This window comes from Streptomyces sp. URMC 126 (genome assembly GCF_051386555.1).
Lineage (GTDB): Bacteria > Actinomycetota > Actinomycetes > Streptomycetales > Streptomycetaceae > Streptomyces.
In genome coordinates this window covers 17,948-34,088 of sequence record NZ_JBPQTX010000038.1, presented here as the reverse complement: position 1 = coordinate 34,088, position 16,141 = coordinate 17,948, and the positions used below count along the sequence as shown (strand labels likewise).

The window sequence follows — 16,141 nt, the reverse complement described above, 5'->3', positions numbered from 1 at the left end:
CCCCGAGCCCGCCCCGCACCGGACCGCCGCCCGCCCGGCCGCCGCCGACGAGCCGATCGCCGTGGTCGGCATCGGCTGCCGCTTCCCCGGCGGCGTCCGCACCCCCGAGGACCTGTGGCGGCTGGTCGCCGAGGGCCGCGAGGCCCGCTCGGAGTTCCCCACCGGACGCGGCTGGGACCTCGACTCCCTCCGGCACCCCGACCCCGACCGGCCCGGCACCACCTACGTCCGGCACGGTTTCTTCCTGCACGACGCCGACCGTTTCGACGCCGGCTTCTTCGGTATCAGCCCCCGCGAGGCGCTGGCCATGGAGCCACAGCAGCGGCTGCTGCTGGAGACCGCCTGGGAAGCGTGCGAACGCGCCGGGGTCGACCCGGCCGGCCTGCGCTCCTCCGCCACCGGCGTGTTCGTCGGCGCCATGCGCCAGGAGTACGGCCCCCGCCTGTACGAACCGGCCGAGGGCATCGAGGGGCACCTGCTCACCGGCACCGAGGGCAGCGTCCTCTCCGGCCGGCTGTCGTACGTCCTCGGCCTGGACGGGCCCGCCCTCACCGTGGACACCGCCTGCTCCTCGTCCCTGGTCGCCCTCCATCTCGCCTGCCAGTCGCTGCGCCGCGGCGAATGCTCCCTCGCCCTGGCCGGCGGGGCGACGGTGATGTCGGCGCCCGGCATCTTCGTCCAGTTCAGCCGGCAGCGCGGGCTGGCCCCCGACGGGCGCTGCAAGGCGTTCGCGGAGTCGGCGGACGGCACCGCCTGGGGCGAGGGCGTCGGCCTGCTCCTGCTGGAACCCCTGTCCGCGGCGCGCCGGAACGGCCACCCCGTGCTCGCCGTCATCCGGGGCTCCGCCGTCAACCAGGACGGCGCCTCCAACGGGCTCACCGCTCCCAGCGGGCGCGCCCAGCGCCGCCTCGTCCGGGAGGCACTCGCCGACGCCGGACTGGCCGCCGGCGACGTCGACGCGGTCGAGGCGCACGGCACGGGCACCCGGCTCGGCGACCCGATCGAGGCCGAGGCGCTGCTCGCCACGTACGGTCAAGACCGGCCGACCGAGCGGCCGTTGTGGCTGGGTTCGCTCAAGTCCAACATCGGTCACACCCAGGCGGCGGCCGGTGTCGCCGGCGTCATCAAGATGGTGATGGCCCTGCGCCACGGCGTCCTGCCGCGCACCCTGCACGTGGACGCCGTCAGTTCGCGCGTGGACTGGTCGGCGGGCGCGGTCGAGGTGCTGACGGAGGAGCGGCCCTGGCCGGAGACCGGACGGCCGCGCCGCGCGGGCGTCTCCGGGTTCGGCATCAGCGGCACCAACGCCCACCTCATCCTGGAACAGGCCCCGGAGGAGGAGCCGGCCGGCACCCCGGGCGACGAGCCGGGGGTGGTGCCGTGGGTGTTCTCCGCCCGTACCCCGGAGGCCCTGCGCGAGCAGGCCGGACGCCTCGCGGCCGCCGCGCCCGAGGACGTGGCGGCGGCCGGCTGGTCGCTGGCCGCCGGACGGTCCGCGTTCGCGCACCGCGCGGTCGTCGTCGGCGACGGACGCGAGGCACTCCGCCGCGGCCTGGAGGCCGTCGCCCGGGGCGAGGCCGCCCCCGAGGCCGTCACCGGCACGGCCGCCCCGCTCGTCGGCGCCGTGTTCGTGTTCCCCGGGCAGGGCTCGCAGTGGACCGGCATGGCCGTCGAACTGCTCGACGATAGCCGGGAGTTCGCGGAGCGGCTCGCCGCGTGCGAGCGGGCGCTGGCACCCTTCGTGGACTGGTCCGTCACCGACGTGCTGCGGCAGCGGCCCGGCGCCCCCGGCCTCGACCGGGTGGACGTCGTCCAGCCCGTCCTGTGGGCGGTCATGGTCTCCCTGGCGGGCCTCTGGCGCGCGGCGGGCGTGGAGCCGGTCGCCGTGGTCGGCCACTCCCAGGGCGAGATCGCCGCCGCCTGCGTCGCCGGCGGGCTGTCCCTGGAGGACGGCGCCCGCGTCGTCGCCCTGCGCTCCCGGGCGATCCGCGAGGAACTGGCCGGCGACGGCGGCATGGTCGCCGTCTCCCTCGGCGCCGACGCCACCGCCGAGCTCATCGCCGCCTACGACGGCCGGGTGTCGGTCGCCGCGCTCAACGGGCCGCTGTCCACCGTCGTCTCCGGCGAACCCGCCGCCCTGGACGACCTGCTGGCCCGCTGCGAGGCGGCGGGAACGCGGGCCCGCCGGATCCCCGTCGACTACGCCTCCCACTCCGCCCAGGTCGAACGCGTCCGCGAGCGCGTCCTCGCCGACCTGGCCGGCATCCGGCCCCGCGCCGGCACCGTGCCCTTCCACTCCACCGTCACCGGCGAGGTCACCGACACCGCCCGGCTCGACGCCGCGTACTGGTACACCAACCTGCGGACCACCGTGCGGTTCGCGCCTGTCGTCCGGGAGCTCGCCGCGCGCGGACCGCACGCGTTCGTCGAGTGCAGCCCGCATCCCGTCCTCACCGTCGGCATCGAGGAGACCGCCGAGGAGATCGCCGGGGAGACCGCCGGGGAGACCGGGCGGCCGGCCGTCGTCACCGGCTCGCTGCGCCGCGACGAGGGCGGCACCCGCCGGTTCCTCGCCTCGCTCGCCGAGGCGTACACCCGCGGCCTGTCCGTCGACTGGGCCGGACTGTTCCCCGAGCGCGCCCGCCGCTTCACCGACGGGCTGCCCACCTACCCGTTCCGCGGCGAACGCTTCTGGGCCACCGCGCCCCGGCCCGCCGGCGACCTCCGCGCGGCCGGCCTCTCCGAGGCGGGGCACCCGCTGCTCGGTGCCGGGCTCGCCCTCGCCGGCGGCGAGGAGACCGTCCTCACCGGGCGGCTCTCGCTCGCCGCCCACCCCTGGCTCGCCGACCACGCCGTCCGGGGCACCGTCCTGCTGCCCGGCACCGCCGTCGTCGAACTGGCCCTGCGGGCGGGCGCCGGCACCGGCTGCGACACGGTCGAGGAACTCACCCTGGAGGCGCCGCTCGTACTGCCCGCGGACCCCGCGGACGCGGCGGTGACCGTCCAGATCAGGACGGGCGCGGCGGACGAGCACGGCCGCCGGCCCGTCACCGTCCACTCGCGCCCGGAGCCCGCCGCCTCCGACGCATCCGGCGCGGCCGGCGACGGCACCGAGGTGCCGTGGACGCGGAACGCCACCGGCGTGCTCGCCCCGGCGGTGCCGGGCGCCGAGCACCGTTCCGGTGCCGCCGCCTCGTCCCGCGCCGCGGGCGAGCCGTCGGCCGGCGGCGGCGCCGAAGCCGCGCACCCGGCCGGACAGGCCCCGGGGCGACACTCCGCCACGCCGCCCGGTCCGGCCGCCGACGGGACGGGGGAGCCGTGGAGCGGCGGCGGGGCGCAGGCCCCGGGGCGTCGCCCCGCCGCTCCGGCGGCAGCGCCGCCGGCCGGGGAGACCGCCGATGCCTCGGCCCCAGGCCACGGCCACGGCGCCTGGCCGCCGCCCGGCGCGGTCCCCGTCGACCTGGAAGGCGCCTACGGCCGGCTCGCCGCCACCGGCTTCGAGTACGGGCCCGTCTTCCAGGGCCTGACCGCCGCCTGGCGGCACGGCGACGACCTCCTCGCCGAGGTCCGGCTCCCCGAGGACGCGCACGGCGACGCCGACGCCTACGCCGTCCACCCCGCGCTCCTCGACGCCGCCCTGCACGCGAGCCTGCTCGACGGCCCCGACGGCGTCCGGCTGCCCTTCGCCTGGACGGGCGTGACCGCGTCCGCCGCCGGAGCCACCACGCTCCGCGTCCGCCTCACCCGCACCGGCCCCGACACCCTGTCCCTGGAGGCCGCCGACGAACACGGCCGGCCCGCCGCCCGCGTCGCGTCGCTCACCCTCCGGCCCGTCACCCCGGAACAGCTGAGCGCCGCCGCCCGCGGCACCCACCCGCCGCTCCACGAGCTGACCTGGACCGCCCTGCCGGACGCCCCCGGCCCCGCCCCCGCCGTCGCGGTGGCCGGGCCCGGAGCCGACGCGCTCGCCGGCACCCTCACCGCCGCCGGCGCCCAGGCCACCGCCCACCCGGACCTCGCCGCCCTCACCGGGGCCGTCGCCGAGGGCGCCCCGGCCCCCCGTACCGTCCTCGTGCCCCTGCTCCCCGAGCCCGGGGGGACGGGCCACCGGGACGCCGCCGGGGCCGCCCGGACGGCCGGCCACCACGCCCTGCACTTGGTGCGCTCCTGGCCGGCCGACGAGCGGTTCGCCGGCTCCCGCCTCGTCCTCCTCACGCGGGGCGCGGTCGCCACCGCCCCCGGCGAGGACGTCCCGGACCTGGCCCACGCCCCCGTCTGGGGCCTGGCCCGCTCCGCGGCGACCGAGAACCCCGGCCGCGTCGCCCTGCTCGACGCCGACGGCACCGACGCGGCCGCCGCCCCGGCCCTGCTGCGCGCCCTGGCCGCCGCCGACGAGCCCCAACTCGCCGTCCGCGACGGCGTGGTCCGCGTCCCCCGGCTCGCCCGGGCAGTCGCCCCCGCCGCCGACGGTCCGTCCGGCTTCGGGGGCGGGGGCACCGTCCTCGTCACCGGCGGCACCGGCCTCCTCGGCCGGACGCTCGCCCGCCACCTGGTCACCGCCCACGACGTCCGTGACCTGCTGCTGCTCAGCCGGCGCGGCCCGGACGCCGAGGGCGCGGCGGAACTCCGGGACGAACTGGCCGCCCTCGGCGCCCGGGTGACCGTACGGGCCTGCGACGTCGCCGACCGGGACGCCCTGGCCGGGGCCGTGGCCGCCGCCGAGCCGCCGGTGACCGCCGTCGTGCACCTCGCCGGCGTCCTGGACGACGGCGTCGTCGCCGCCCTGACGCCCGACCGGATGGACACCGTCGCCCGCCCCAAGGCGGACGCCGCCTGGCACCTCCACGAGCTGACGAAGCATCAGGAACTCTCGGACTTCGTCCTGTTCTCCTCCGCCGCCGGGCTCCTCGGCACCGCCGGGCAGGCCAACTACGCCGCCGCCAACACCTTCCTGGACGCCCTCGCCCACCACCGGCGCGCCCACGGCCTGCCCGCCCTCTCCCTCGCCTGGGGCCTGTGGGCGGAGGCGAGCGGCATGACCGGCCACCTGGCCGACGCCGACGTCCGCCGGCTGAGCCGCGCCGGACTGCTGCCCATGGCCGCCGACCAGGGCCTCGCCCTCTTCGACGCCGCCGTGGCCGCCGGCCGGGAAGGGGCCGCCCTCCTCGTCCCCGCCCGGCTGGACACCGCCGGTGCCCGGGCCCGCGCCGAGGTCCCGGCCCTGCTGCGCGGCCTCGTCAGGGCCCCCGCCCGCCGGACCGTCGAGCCCGCCCGCGAGGAACCGCTGGAGGAGCGGCTCGCCGGGCTCCCCGACGCCGAGCGGGAACGCGTCCTCCTCGAACTCGTCCGCGCCCGGCTCGCCGACGTCCTCGGCCATACCGCCCCGCACACCCTCGACCTCGACCGGGGCTTCCTGGAACTCGGCCTGGACTCCCTCACGGCCCTGGAGTTCCGCAACCGTCTCGGTGCCGCCGCCGGCCGCCGGCTGCCCCCCACCCTGATCTTCGACCATCCCACCCCGGCCGCGGTCGGCCGCTACCTGGACGCGGAACTCCGCTCCGCCGACCGCGCCGACGGCCCACCCGAAACCCTCCCCGACGAGCGGGAGTTCCGCCGCGCCCTCGCGGCCGTCCCGCTGGTCCGCCTCCAGGAGGCCGGACTGCTGCCGGAGCTGCTGCGGCTCGCCGAGGCCGCCGGCGTCCCCGTCGGCACCGGCGCGCCGGACGGCGCCCAGACCGACGCGCCGGACGGCGCGGAGCCCGGCCCGGACGACGGCGACGACCTGGACAGCATGGACCTCCAGAGCCTCGTACGGGTGGCGCTCGGTGACAACTGACCGGCACGGAACCGACATTCGGAGTGAGCGATGACCGCATCCAGCGAAGAAGTCATCAAGGCGCTGAGGGTTTCCCTCAAGGAGGCGGAACAGCTCCGGCAGCAGAACCGCAAGCTGACCGAGGCGCAGACCGAGCCCATCGCCATCGTCGGCATGGCCTGCCGCCTGCCCGGTGACGTCCGGTCCCCCGAGGACCTCTGGCGGCTCGTCGCCACCGGCACCGACGCCATCACCCCGTTCCCCGAGGACCGCGGCTGGGACGTCGACGCCCTCTACGACCCGGACCCCGAGGCCCCCGGCCGCACCTACGTCCGCGAGGGCGGCTTCGTGCACGGCGCCGCCGGGTTCGACGCCGATTTCTTCGGCATCAGCCCCCGCGAGGCCACCGCCATGCACCCGCAGCAGCGGCTGCTGCTGGAGACCGCCTGGGAGGCGTTCGAGCGGGCCGGCATCGACCCGACGTCCGTCCGCGGCACCCGCACCGGCGTGTTCGCCGGCGTGATGCAGATGGACTACGCGTCCCGGCTGCGCAAGGCCCCCGAGGACCTGGAGGGCTATCTGATGACCGGCGGACAGGGCAGCGTCGTCTCCGGCCGCATCGCCTACACCCTCGGCCTCGAAGGCCCCGCCGTCACCGTCGACACCGCCTGCTCCTCCTCGCTCGTCGCCGCCCACCTCGCCTGCCAGTCCCTCCGGCGCCAGGAGTGCTCCCTCGCCCTCGCCGGCGGCGTCACCGTCATGGCCGACACCCTCGGCTTCGTCGAGTTCAGCCGGCAGCGCGCGCTCTCCCCGGACGGCCGCTGCCGCTCCTTCGCCGCCGGCGCCGAGGGCACCGGCTGGGCCGAGGGCGCCGGCGTCCTGCTGCTGGAACGGCTCTCCGACGCCCGCCGCAACGGCCACCGGATCCTCGCCGTCCTGCGTGGCTCCGCCGTCAACCAGGACGGCGGCAGCAGCGGCTTCTCCGCCCCCAACGGCCCCGCCCAGCAGCGCGTCATCCGCGACGCCCTGGCCGGCGCCCGCCTGACCCCGGCCGACGTGGACGCGGTCGAGGCCCACGGCACGGGCACCAAGCTCGGCGACCCCATCGAGGCCCAGGCCCTGCTGGCGACGTACGGCAAAGGGCGGCCCGGCGACCGGCCGCTCTGGCTCGGCTCGCTGAAGTCCAACCTCGGCCACACCCAGGCCGCGGCGGGCGTCGCCGGCGTCATCAAGATGGTCATGGCGCTGCGGAACGGCGTCCTCCCGCGCACCCTGCACGTCGACGCGCCCACCCCGCACGTCGACTGGGACGCCGGCGGTGTCGCCCTGCTCACCGAGGAGCGCCCCTGGCCCGAGGCCGGCCGCCCGCGCCGGGCCGCCGTCTCCTCCTTCGGCATCAGCGGCACCAACGCCCACGTCATCCTGGAACAGGCGCCCGCCGACGGCACGGACGAACCCACCGGGAACGGCGCGGTCGCCGACGGCTCCGGCGTCCTGCCGTGGCTGCTCTCCGCCCGTACCGCCGAGGCCCTCCGCGAGCAGGCGGCCCGGCTCCGCGCCGCCGTCACCGGCCACGCCGAGTGGAACGCGGGCGAGATCGGCTGGTCGCTCGCCACCGGGCGCGCCGCCCTCGAACAGCGCGCCGTCGTCATCGGCGGCGACCGGGAGGAACTCCTCACCGGCCTCACCGCCCTCACCACCGGCGACGCCACCCCCGCCGTGGTGACCGGCGCCACCGGCGGCACCCTCGGCCGGCCCGTCTTCGTCTTCCCCGGCCAGGGCTCGCAGTGGGTCGGCATGGCCGTCGAACTGCTCGGCACCAGCGAGGTGTTCGCCGGACACCTCGCCGACTGCGAACGGGCGCTGGAGCCGTTCGTCGACTGGTCGCTGGTGGACGTCCTGCGGGGCGCGGAGGGCGCGCCCGGGCTGGACCGGGTGGACGTCGTCCAGCCCGCCCTGTGGGCGGTGATGGTGTCGCTCGCCGGGCTGTGGCGCTCGGTGGGCGTGGAACCCGCCGCCGTGGTGGGGCATTCGCAGGGGGAGATCGCGGCGGCGTGCGTGGCGGGCGGGCTGTCGCTGGAGGACGGCGCCCGGGTGGTGGCGCTGCGGTCACGGGCGCTGCTGGAGATCGCGGGCGAGGGCGGGATGGTGTCCGTCGCGCTGCCGGCGGACGAGACCGAGGCGCTGCTGGCGGCGTGGGACGGCCGTATCTCCGTCGCGGCGCTCAACGGCCCCCGCTCGACCGTGGTGTGCGGGGACGCGGGCGCGCTGACCGAGCTGCTGGAGCGGTGTGAGGCGGAGGAGATCCGGGCGCGGCGCGTCCCCGTCGACTACGCCTCCCACTCCGCCCACGTCGAGCGCATCCGCGAGCGCATCCGCGAGGAACTGGCGGACGTCCGGCCGCGCTCGGGGTCGGTGCCGTTCCACTCCACCCTCACGGGCGAGGTCATCGACACGGCGGGTCTGGACGCGGACTACTGGTACCGCAATCTGCGCAACCCCGTCCGCTTCCGGTCGGTGATCGACGGGCTGCTGGCCGCCGGACACCGGGCGTTCGTGGAGTGCAGCGCCCATCCCGTCCTGACCGTCGGCATCGAGGAGACCGCGCAGGACGCGGACGTCCCGGCCGTCGTCGTCGGCTCCCTCCGCCGCGACGAGGGCGACTGGCGCCGCTTCCTCACGTCCATGGCCGAGGCGTACGCCCAAGGCCTCGCCGTCGACTGGCCGTCCCTCTTCTCCGGCGGCGCCCGCCGCCTCGTCGACCTGCCCACCTACGCCTTCCGGCACCGCCGCTACTGGCTGGAGGAGACCGCCGCCGAGGAGACCGGGGCCGACGGGCCGGAAGCCGGGTTCTGGAGCGCGGTCGAGGACGGCGACGCCGACGCCCTCGCGGCCACCCTCCGGCTGGAGGACGACGAGCAGCGCACCTCCGTGGCCGCCCTCCTCCCCGTGCTCTCCTCCTGGCGGCGGCGCAGCCGCGAGCACGACGCCGTGGACGGCTGGCGCTACCGCATCGGCTGGAAGCCCCTCGACACCGCCGCCGGCACCGGCCCGTCCGGCACCTGGCTCGTGGCCCTGCCCGAGGGGCACGCGGACGACCCGTGGCCGACGGCGGTCCTGGACGCCCTGACGGCCCGCGGCGCGCAGGTCGTCACCGTGGAGCCGCCCGCGGCGGACGCCGGCCGACAGGCCCTGGCCGACCGCGTCCGCACCGCCCTGGGCGGCGCGGAACCGGCGGGCGTGCTGTCGCTCCTCGCCCTGGACACCCGGCCGTGGGCGGGCCGCCCCGACACCGGCACCGGCGTCTTCCTGACCCTCGGCCTGGTGCAGGCGCTCGGCGACGCGGGCGTCCCCGCGCCCCTGTGGTGCGTCACACGCGGCGCGGTCGCCACCGGCCTCTCCGACCCGCCGGCCGACCCCGTCCAGGCCCAGGTCTGGGGCCTCGGCCGGGTCGTCGCCGTGGAACACGCCGAACGCTGGGGCGGCCTGCTGGACCTGCCCGCCACCGCCGGCCCCGACGAGCGGACGCTCGACCGGCTCTGCCGGACCCTCGCCGGCACGGCCCTCGGTAAGACGGCCCCCGGCGGCGCCGCCTTCGAAGGCGCCGAGGACCAGGTGGCCGTGCGCCCCGCCGGGCTGTTCGCCCGCCGGATGCTCCCCGCGCCGCTCGGCACCGCCCGCCCGGCCCGCACTTGGACGCCGCGCGGCACGGTCCTGGTCACCGGCGGCACCGGCGTCCTCGGCCGGCGCCTCGCCCAGTGGCTCGCCGCCTCCGGGGCCGAGCACCTCGTCCTCGTCAGCCGGCGCGGCGCCGACGCCCCCGGCGCGGCCGAACTCCGTGCCGAACTACGGGAGTCCGGCACCGACGTCACCCTCGCCGCCTGCGACCTCGCCGACCGCGCCGCCGTCTCCCGCCTGCTCACCGGCCTGGCCGAGGACGGCCACACCGTGCGCACCGTCCTGCACACGGCCGCCCACATCGAACTGGACCGCGTCGACGACACCACCTACGACGCGCTCGCCGACGCCGTCGGCGCCAAGATGGCCGGCGCCCGGCACCTGGCGGACCTCCTCGACCCGGCCGAGCTCGACGCCTTCGTCATGTTCTCCTCCATCGCGAGCGTCTGGGGCAGCGGCGAACACGCCGCCTACGCCGCGGCCAACGCCGCCCTCGACGCGTTCGCCGAACACGGCCGGGCCCGCGGCCTCCCGCTGACCACCGTCGCCTGGGGCGTCTGGGAGGACGCCGTCCGCACCTGGGAGGACCACGGCCTCGACGTCGCCGACCGGCGCCGCCGCGTCCACGAGCAGGGCCTGCCCCTGATGCGCACCGGCCTCGCCCTCGCCGCCCTCCGGCAGGTCCTCGACCACCACGACACCTTCGTCGCCGTCGCCGACATCGACTGGGACCGCTTCGTCCCACTGTTCACCTCCGCCCGGCCCAGCGCCCTCCTGCGCGACCTGCCGCAGGCCCGCCCGGCCAAGGACGAGGGCACGGCCGCCGCGGCACCCGCCGGCGAGGGCGCCGAGCTGCGCGAGCGCCTCGCCGGACTCTCCCCGGCCGACCGCCGGCGCGCCCTCCTCGACCTGGTCCGGACGCACGCCGTGGCCGTCCTCGGCCACTCCGCGCCCGACGCCATCGGGGCCGAACGGGCCTTCAAGGAGCTCGGGTTCGAGTCGCTGACGGCCGTCGGGCTGCGCAACCGACTCGCCTCCGCCACCGGACTGCGGCTGCCCGCCACCCTCGTCTTCGACTACCCGACCCCCCTCGCCCTCGCCGGCCACCTCGCCGAGCTCGTCCTCGGCACCACCCCGGCCGCCACCGCGCCCGCCACCACCGCCCCGGCGCCCGCCGTCCCGGCCGCCGACGACGACCCGATCGCGATCGTCGCCATGGCCTGCCGGTTCCCCGGCGGCGTCGAGACCCCCGAGGACCTGTGGCGGCTCCTCGCCTCCGGCGGCGACGCCGTCACGGGCTTCCCCACCGACCGCGGCTGGCGGATCGACGACCTCTACGACCCCGACCCCGACCGGCTCGGCACCAGCTACGTCCGCGAGGGCGGCTTCGTCCACGACGCGGACCGCTTCGACGCCCACTTCTTCGGCATCAGCCCCCGCGAGGCCCTGGCCATGGACCCACAGCAGCGGCTGCTGCTGGAGACCGCCTGGGAGGCGTTCGAACGGGCCGGCATCGGCCGCGAGGCCCTCCGGGGCAGCGCCACCGGCTCGTTCATCGGCGCCATGACCAACGGCTACGGGCCGCGCCCCCAGGACGCGCCCCAGGAGATCGGCGACTACGTGGTGACCGGCAGCGTCACCAGCGTCGTCTCCGGCCGCCTCGCCTACGCCTTCGGCCTGGAGGGCCCGGCCGTCACCGTCGAGACCGCCTGCTCGTCGTCGCTGGTCGCCCTGCACCTCGCCTGCCAGGCCCTGCGCGCCGGCGACTGCACGCTCGCCCTCGCCGGCGGCAGCGTCGTCATGCCCACCCCGGACGCGTTCGTCGGCTTCAGCCGGCTCCGGGGCCTGGCCCGGGACGGCCGCTGCAAGGCGTTCTCCGACGACGCCGACGGCTTCGGCCTGTCGGAAGGGGCCGGCGTCGTCCTGCTGGAACGCCTCTCCGAGGCCCGCCGCAACGGCCACCGGGTCCTCGCCGTCGTCCGCGGCTCCGCCGTCAACCAGGACGGCGCCTCCAACGGCCTCGCCGCCCCCAACGGCCCCTCCCAGCAGCGCGTCATCCGCGAGGCCCTCGCCAACGCCCGGGTGACGGCGGCCGACGTGGACGCCGTGGAGGCGCACGGCACGGGCACCAAGCTCGGCGACCCCATCGAGGCGCAGGCGCTCCTCGCCACGTACGGGCAGGACCGGCCCGCCGGCCGGCCGCTGTGGCTCGGCACGGTGAAGTCCAACATCGGCCACACCCAGGCCGCCGCCGGCGTCGCCGGCGTCATCAAGACCGTGCTGGCACTGCGCCACGGCGTCCTCCCGAAGACCCTGCACGTCACCGAGCGCTCCACCCACGTGGACTGGGCTTCCGGCGGCGTCGAGGTGCTCACCGAGCACCGCGACTGGCCGGACACCGACGGCCGGCCGCGCCGGGCCGGCGTCTCGGCGTTCGGCATCAGCGGCACCAACGCCCATGTGATCCTGGAGCAGGCGCCGGAGGAGGAGCCCGCCGCCGCAGCCGAGACGGGTCCGGGCGTTGTGCCCTGGGTCGTCTCCGCTCGTACCGCCGAGGCGCTGCGGGCGCAGGCCGGGCGGCTGGCCGAGGCCGTCGAGGACGCCGATCCGGGGCGGGTGGGCTGGTCGCTGGCGTCGGGGCGGTCGTCGTTCGAGCACCGGGCGGTGGTGATCGGGGACGGGCGCGGCGAACTGCTGGGCGGGCTGCGGGCGTTGGCCGGTGGTGAGGTGGCCGCCGGTGTGGTGAACGGAGTTGCTTCGGGTGAGGTCGACGGGCCGGTGTTCGTCTTCCCCGGGCAGGGGTCGCAGTGGGTCGGCATGGCCGTCGAACTCCTCGGCGAGAGTGCTGTGTTCGCCGAGCACATCGCCGATTGCGAACGGGCGTTGGAACCGTTCGTCGACTGGTCGCTGACGGACGTGTTGCGCGAGGCGCCGGGCGCGCCGGGGCTGGACCGGGTGGACGTGGTGCAGCCGGTGCTGTGGGCGGTGATGGTCTCGCTGGCCGGGCCGTGGAGGTCGGCCGGAGTCGAGCCCGTCGCGGTCGTGGGTCATTCCCAGGGCGAGATCGCGGCGGCCTGTGTGGCGGGCGGGTTGTCGCTGGAGGACGGCGCCCGGGTGGTGGCGCTGCGGTCGCGGGCGTTGCTGGAGATCGCGGGTGAGGGTGGCATGGTGTCCGTCGCCCTGCCGGCGGACGAAACCGAGGCGCTGCTGGCGGCCTGGGACGGGCGTGTCTCCGTCGCCGCTCTCAACGGCCCCCGTTCGACGGTCGTGTCCGGCGAGGCCGGCGCGCTGGCCGAGCTGCTGGAGCGGTGTGAGGGGGAGGAGATACGGGCGCGGCGGGTCCCGGTGGACTACGCCTCCCACTCCGCCCACGTCGAGCGCATCCGCGACCGCATCCGCCACGAACTCGCCGGCATCCGGCCGCGCTCGGGATCGATTCCGTTCCACTCCACGCTCACGGGCGAGGTCATCGACACGGCGGGTCTGGACGCGGACTACTGGTACCGCAACCTGCGTAACCCGGTGCGCTTCCAATCGGTGATCGACGGCCTGCTGGCCGCCGGGCAGCGCGCGTTCGTGGAGTGCAGCGCCCATCCCGTCCTGACCGTCGGCATCGAGGAGACCGCGCAGGACGCGGACGTCCCGGCCGTCGTCGTCGGCTCCCTCCGCCGCGACGAGGGTGGCCGGCGCCGCTTCCTGACCTCCCTGGCCGAGGCGTACACACAGGGCGTCGCGGTCGACTGGACCACCGTCTTCCCCGACGCCGCCCGGCACCGCGTCGACCTCCCCACCTACGCCTTCCAGCGCGAGCGCTACTGGGTCGACACCCCGCGTCCCGTCGGCGACGTCGGACAGGCGGGACTGGCCGACGCCGACCACCCGCTGCTGGGCGCCGGCGTGGCCCTGGCCGGGGGAGAGGGGCTGCTGTTCACCGGCCGGCTGTCGGCGGAGAGCCACCCGTGGCTCGCCGACCACGCCGTCTGGGGCACGGTCCTGCTGCCCGGCACCGCCCTGGTCGAGCTCGCGGCGCACGCGGGCGGCCAGGCGGGCTGCGACACCTTGGAGGAACTGACGCTCCAGGCGCCGCTCGTGCTGCCGCCGTCCGGCGCGGTCGACGTGCAGGTGCGGCTCGGCACGCCCGACACGGACGGGCGGCGACCCGTCGGGATCCACTCCCGGCCCGCCACCGCCGTACGGGAGTTCACCGGCGACGGCTGGGTGTGCCACGCCACCGGCACGCTCGCCGCCGCCCCCGCCGAGCCGCCCGCCCCGGCCGGCGCCTGGCCGCCCCCCGCGGCCGTCCCCGTCGACCTCGACGGGCTCTACGAGCGCCTGGCCGACGACGGGTTCGGGTACGGTCCGGCGTTCCGGGGGCTGCGCGCGGTATGGCGGACGGAGGACGCGTTCCACGCCGAGGTCCGGCTGGCGCCGGAACAGCGGGCGGACGCCGCCCGGTTCGGCGTCCACCCGGCGCTCCTCGACGCCGCCCTGCACACCACCCTGCTGGACGGCGTGGACCAGGTGCGGCTGCCGTTCGCGTGGACGGGCGTCACCCTGCACGCCGTCGGAGCGACGGCGCTGCGCGTCCGGCTCGCCCGGACCGGCCCGGACACCGTGTCCCTGACGGCCACGGACACCGCCGGCCGGCCCGTCGCCTCCGTCGCGTCGCTCGCCGTCCGCCCCGTCCGGCCCGAGCAATTGCGGAACGCGGCGACGGACGTGCGGGACGCGCTGTTCCAGCTCGACTGGACAGAGCGGACGGAACGGACCGAGCCGCAGGGCGGGACCTTCGCCGTGCTGGGGTCGTCGCCGGACGCCGACGCCCTGGCGCGCGCGCTGACGGAGGCCGGCACGCCGGCCACCGTCCACCCCGGGCTCGACGCCTTGCTCGAGGGCGGGTCCCCGGCTCCGGACGTGCTGCTCCTGCCCTGGCCGGCGAGCGCCGGCACGGCCGGCGACGACCCGGCCGCCGCCACGCACGCCGCGGCGCACCGCGCCCTGTCCGTCCTCCAGTCCTGCCTCGCCGCCCCCGCCCTGGAGAACACCCGCGTGGTGTGGGTGACGCGCGGCGCGGTGAGCGTGCGCGACGGCGAGGACGTCACGGACCTGCCGGCCGCCGCCGTGCACGGCGCGGTGCGGTCCGCGCGGGTGGAGCACCCGGGCCGGTTCGCCGCCGTGGACCTCGACGGCGAGGCCGCGTCCGCCCGTGCCCTGCCGTCGGTGCCGTTCGCCGACGAGCCCTGGACGGCCGTACGGGCGGGCCGGGTGCTCGTCCCCCGGCTGGCCCGTGCACAGGCGACGAGTGGCGAGGCCGCGGCGCCCGGCGACGGGACCGTCCTCGTCACCGGCGGCACCGGGACGCTCGGCGGCCTGCTGGCCAGGCACCTGGTGACCACCCACGGCGTACGGCACCTGCTGCTGGCCGGCCGGCGCGGCCCCGACGCGCCCGGCGCCGCCGAACTGGTCGCCGAACTCACGGCGTTGGGTGCCCGGGTGACGGCCGTGGCGTGCGACGTCGCCGACCGGGACGCGCTCGCCCGGGTCGTGGCGGCGGCCGAACCGCCGCTCACGGGCGTGGTCCACGCGGCCGGCGTCCTGGACGACGGCGTCGTCACCTCCCTCACGCCGGACCGGATGAGCACGGTCCTGCGGCCGAAGGCCGACGCCGCCTGGCACCTGCACGAGCTGACCCGGGACCTGCCGCTGTCGATGTTCGTGCTGTTCTCCGGCGCCGGCGGCACCCTCGGCAACGGCGGCCAGGCCAACTACGCCGCCGCCAACGCCTTCCTGGACGGCCTGGCCGCCCACCGGCGGGCACTCGGCCTGCCCGCCGTGTCGATGGCGTGGGGCCACTGGGCCGACACCAGCGCCATGACCGGCGGTCTCGACGACGCCGACCGGGCCAGGATGCGGCGCTCCGGCGTCCTGCCGCTGACCGCCGCCGAGGGGCTCGCCCTCTTCGACGCGGCCCTCGGCCGGGACCGGGCGTTCGTCCTCCCGGCCCGGCTGGACCTCGCCGCCCTGCGGGCCGGCACCCCACCGCCGCTGCTGCGGGCGCTCGCGGCCCCGGCCGGACGGCGGGCGGCGGCCGCGGACGCCGAACCGGCCGCCGGCGAGGGCGGGTTCGCCTCCAGGCTGGCGGCGCTGCCGCCGGCGGAGCGCGGGGCCGTGCTGCTCGACCTGGTCCGCGCCCATGTGGCGACGGTCCTCGGCCACGGCTCGCCGGACGAGGTCGACACCGGGCGGGGCTTCCTCGAAGCGGGCTTCGACTCGCTACGGGCCGTCGAACTCCGCAACCGGCTCGCCGCCGCCACCGGCCTGCGGCTGCCGGCCACCCTCACCTTCGACCACCCGAACCCGGACGCCCTCGCCCGGCACCTGCGGTCCCGGCTGGTGACCGACGAACAGGAGGCGCCCCGGGCCGGGTTGGCGGAACTCGACGGCCTGGAGGCCGCCGTCAGGGCCCTGCCGGCCGGCGACCCCGGCCGCGCCGGGATCGCGGCCCGCCTCCGCGACCTGCTGACCGAGCTGAAGAACGACACCGAACCCGCCGACGGGGACGACGACGCGGTGACGGCGGCGACCCTCGACGAGATCTTCGACATCGTCGACGACGAACTGCGCAGGTCCTGACCACCGGGGGCGGGC

General features: G+C 77.4%; 2 protein-coding genes. Both read left to right on the top strand.

The genetic code is table 11. From position 1 onward, the window contains the following. Nucleotides 1-5,836 (top strand): type I polyketide synthase (locus ACSNOK_RS07475; RefSeq protein WP_436779796.1); only part of this gene is annotated, 5,836 nt, incomplete at its 5' end. 30 nt (nucleotides 5,837-5,866) lie between these two features. Beyond that, nucleotides 5,867-16,126 carry a type I polyketide synthase gene (locus ACSNOK_RS07470; protein ID WP_436779795.1) on the top strand — a complete coding sequence of 3,420 codons (10,260 nt, stop codon included), beginning with the start codon at nucleotides 5,867-5,869 and terminating at the stop codon, nucleotides 16,124-16,126. Nucleotides 16,127-16,141 lie beyond the last annotated feature (15 nt).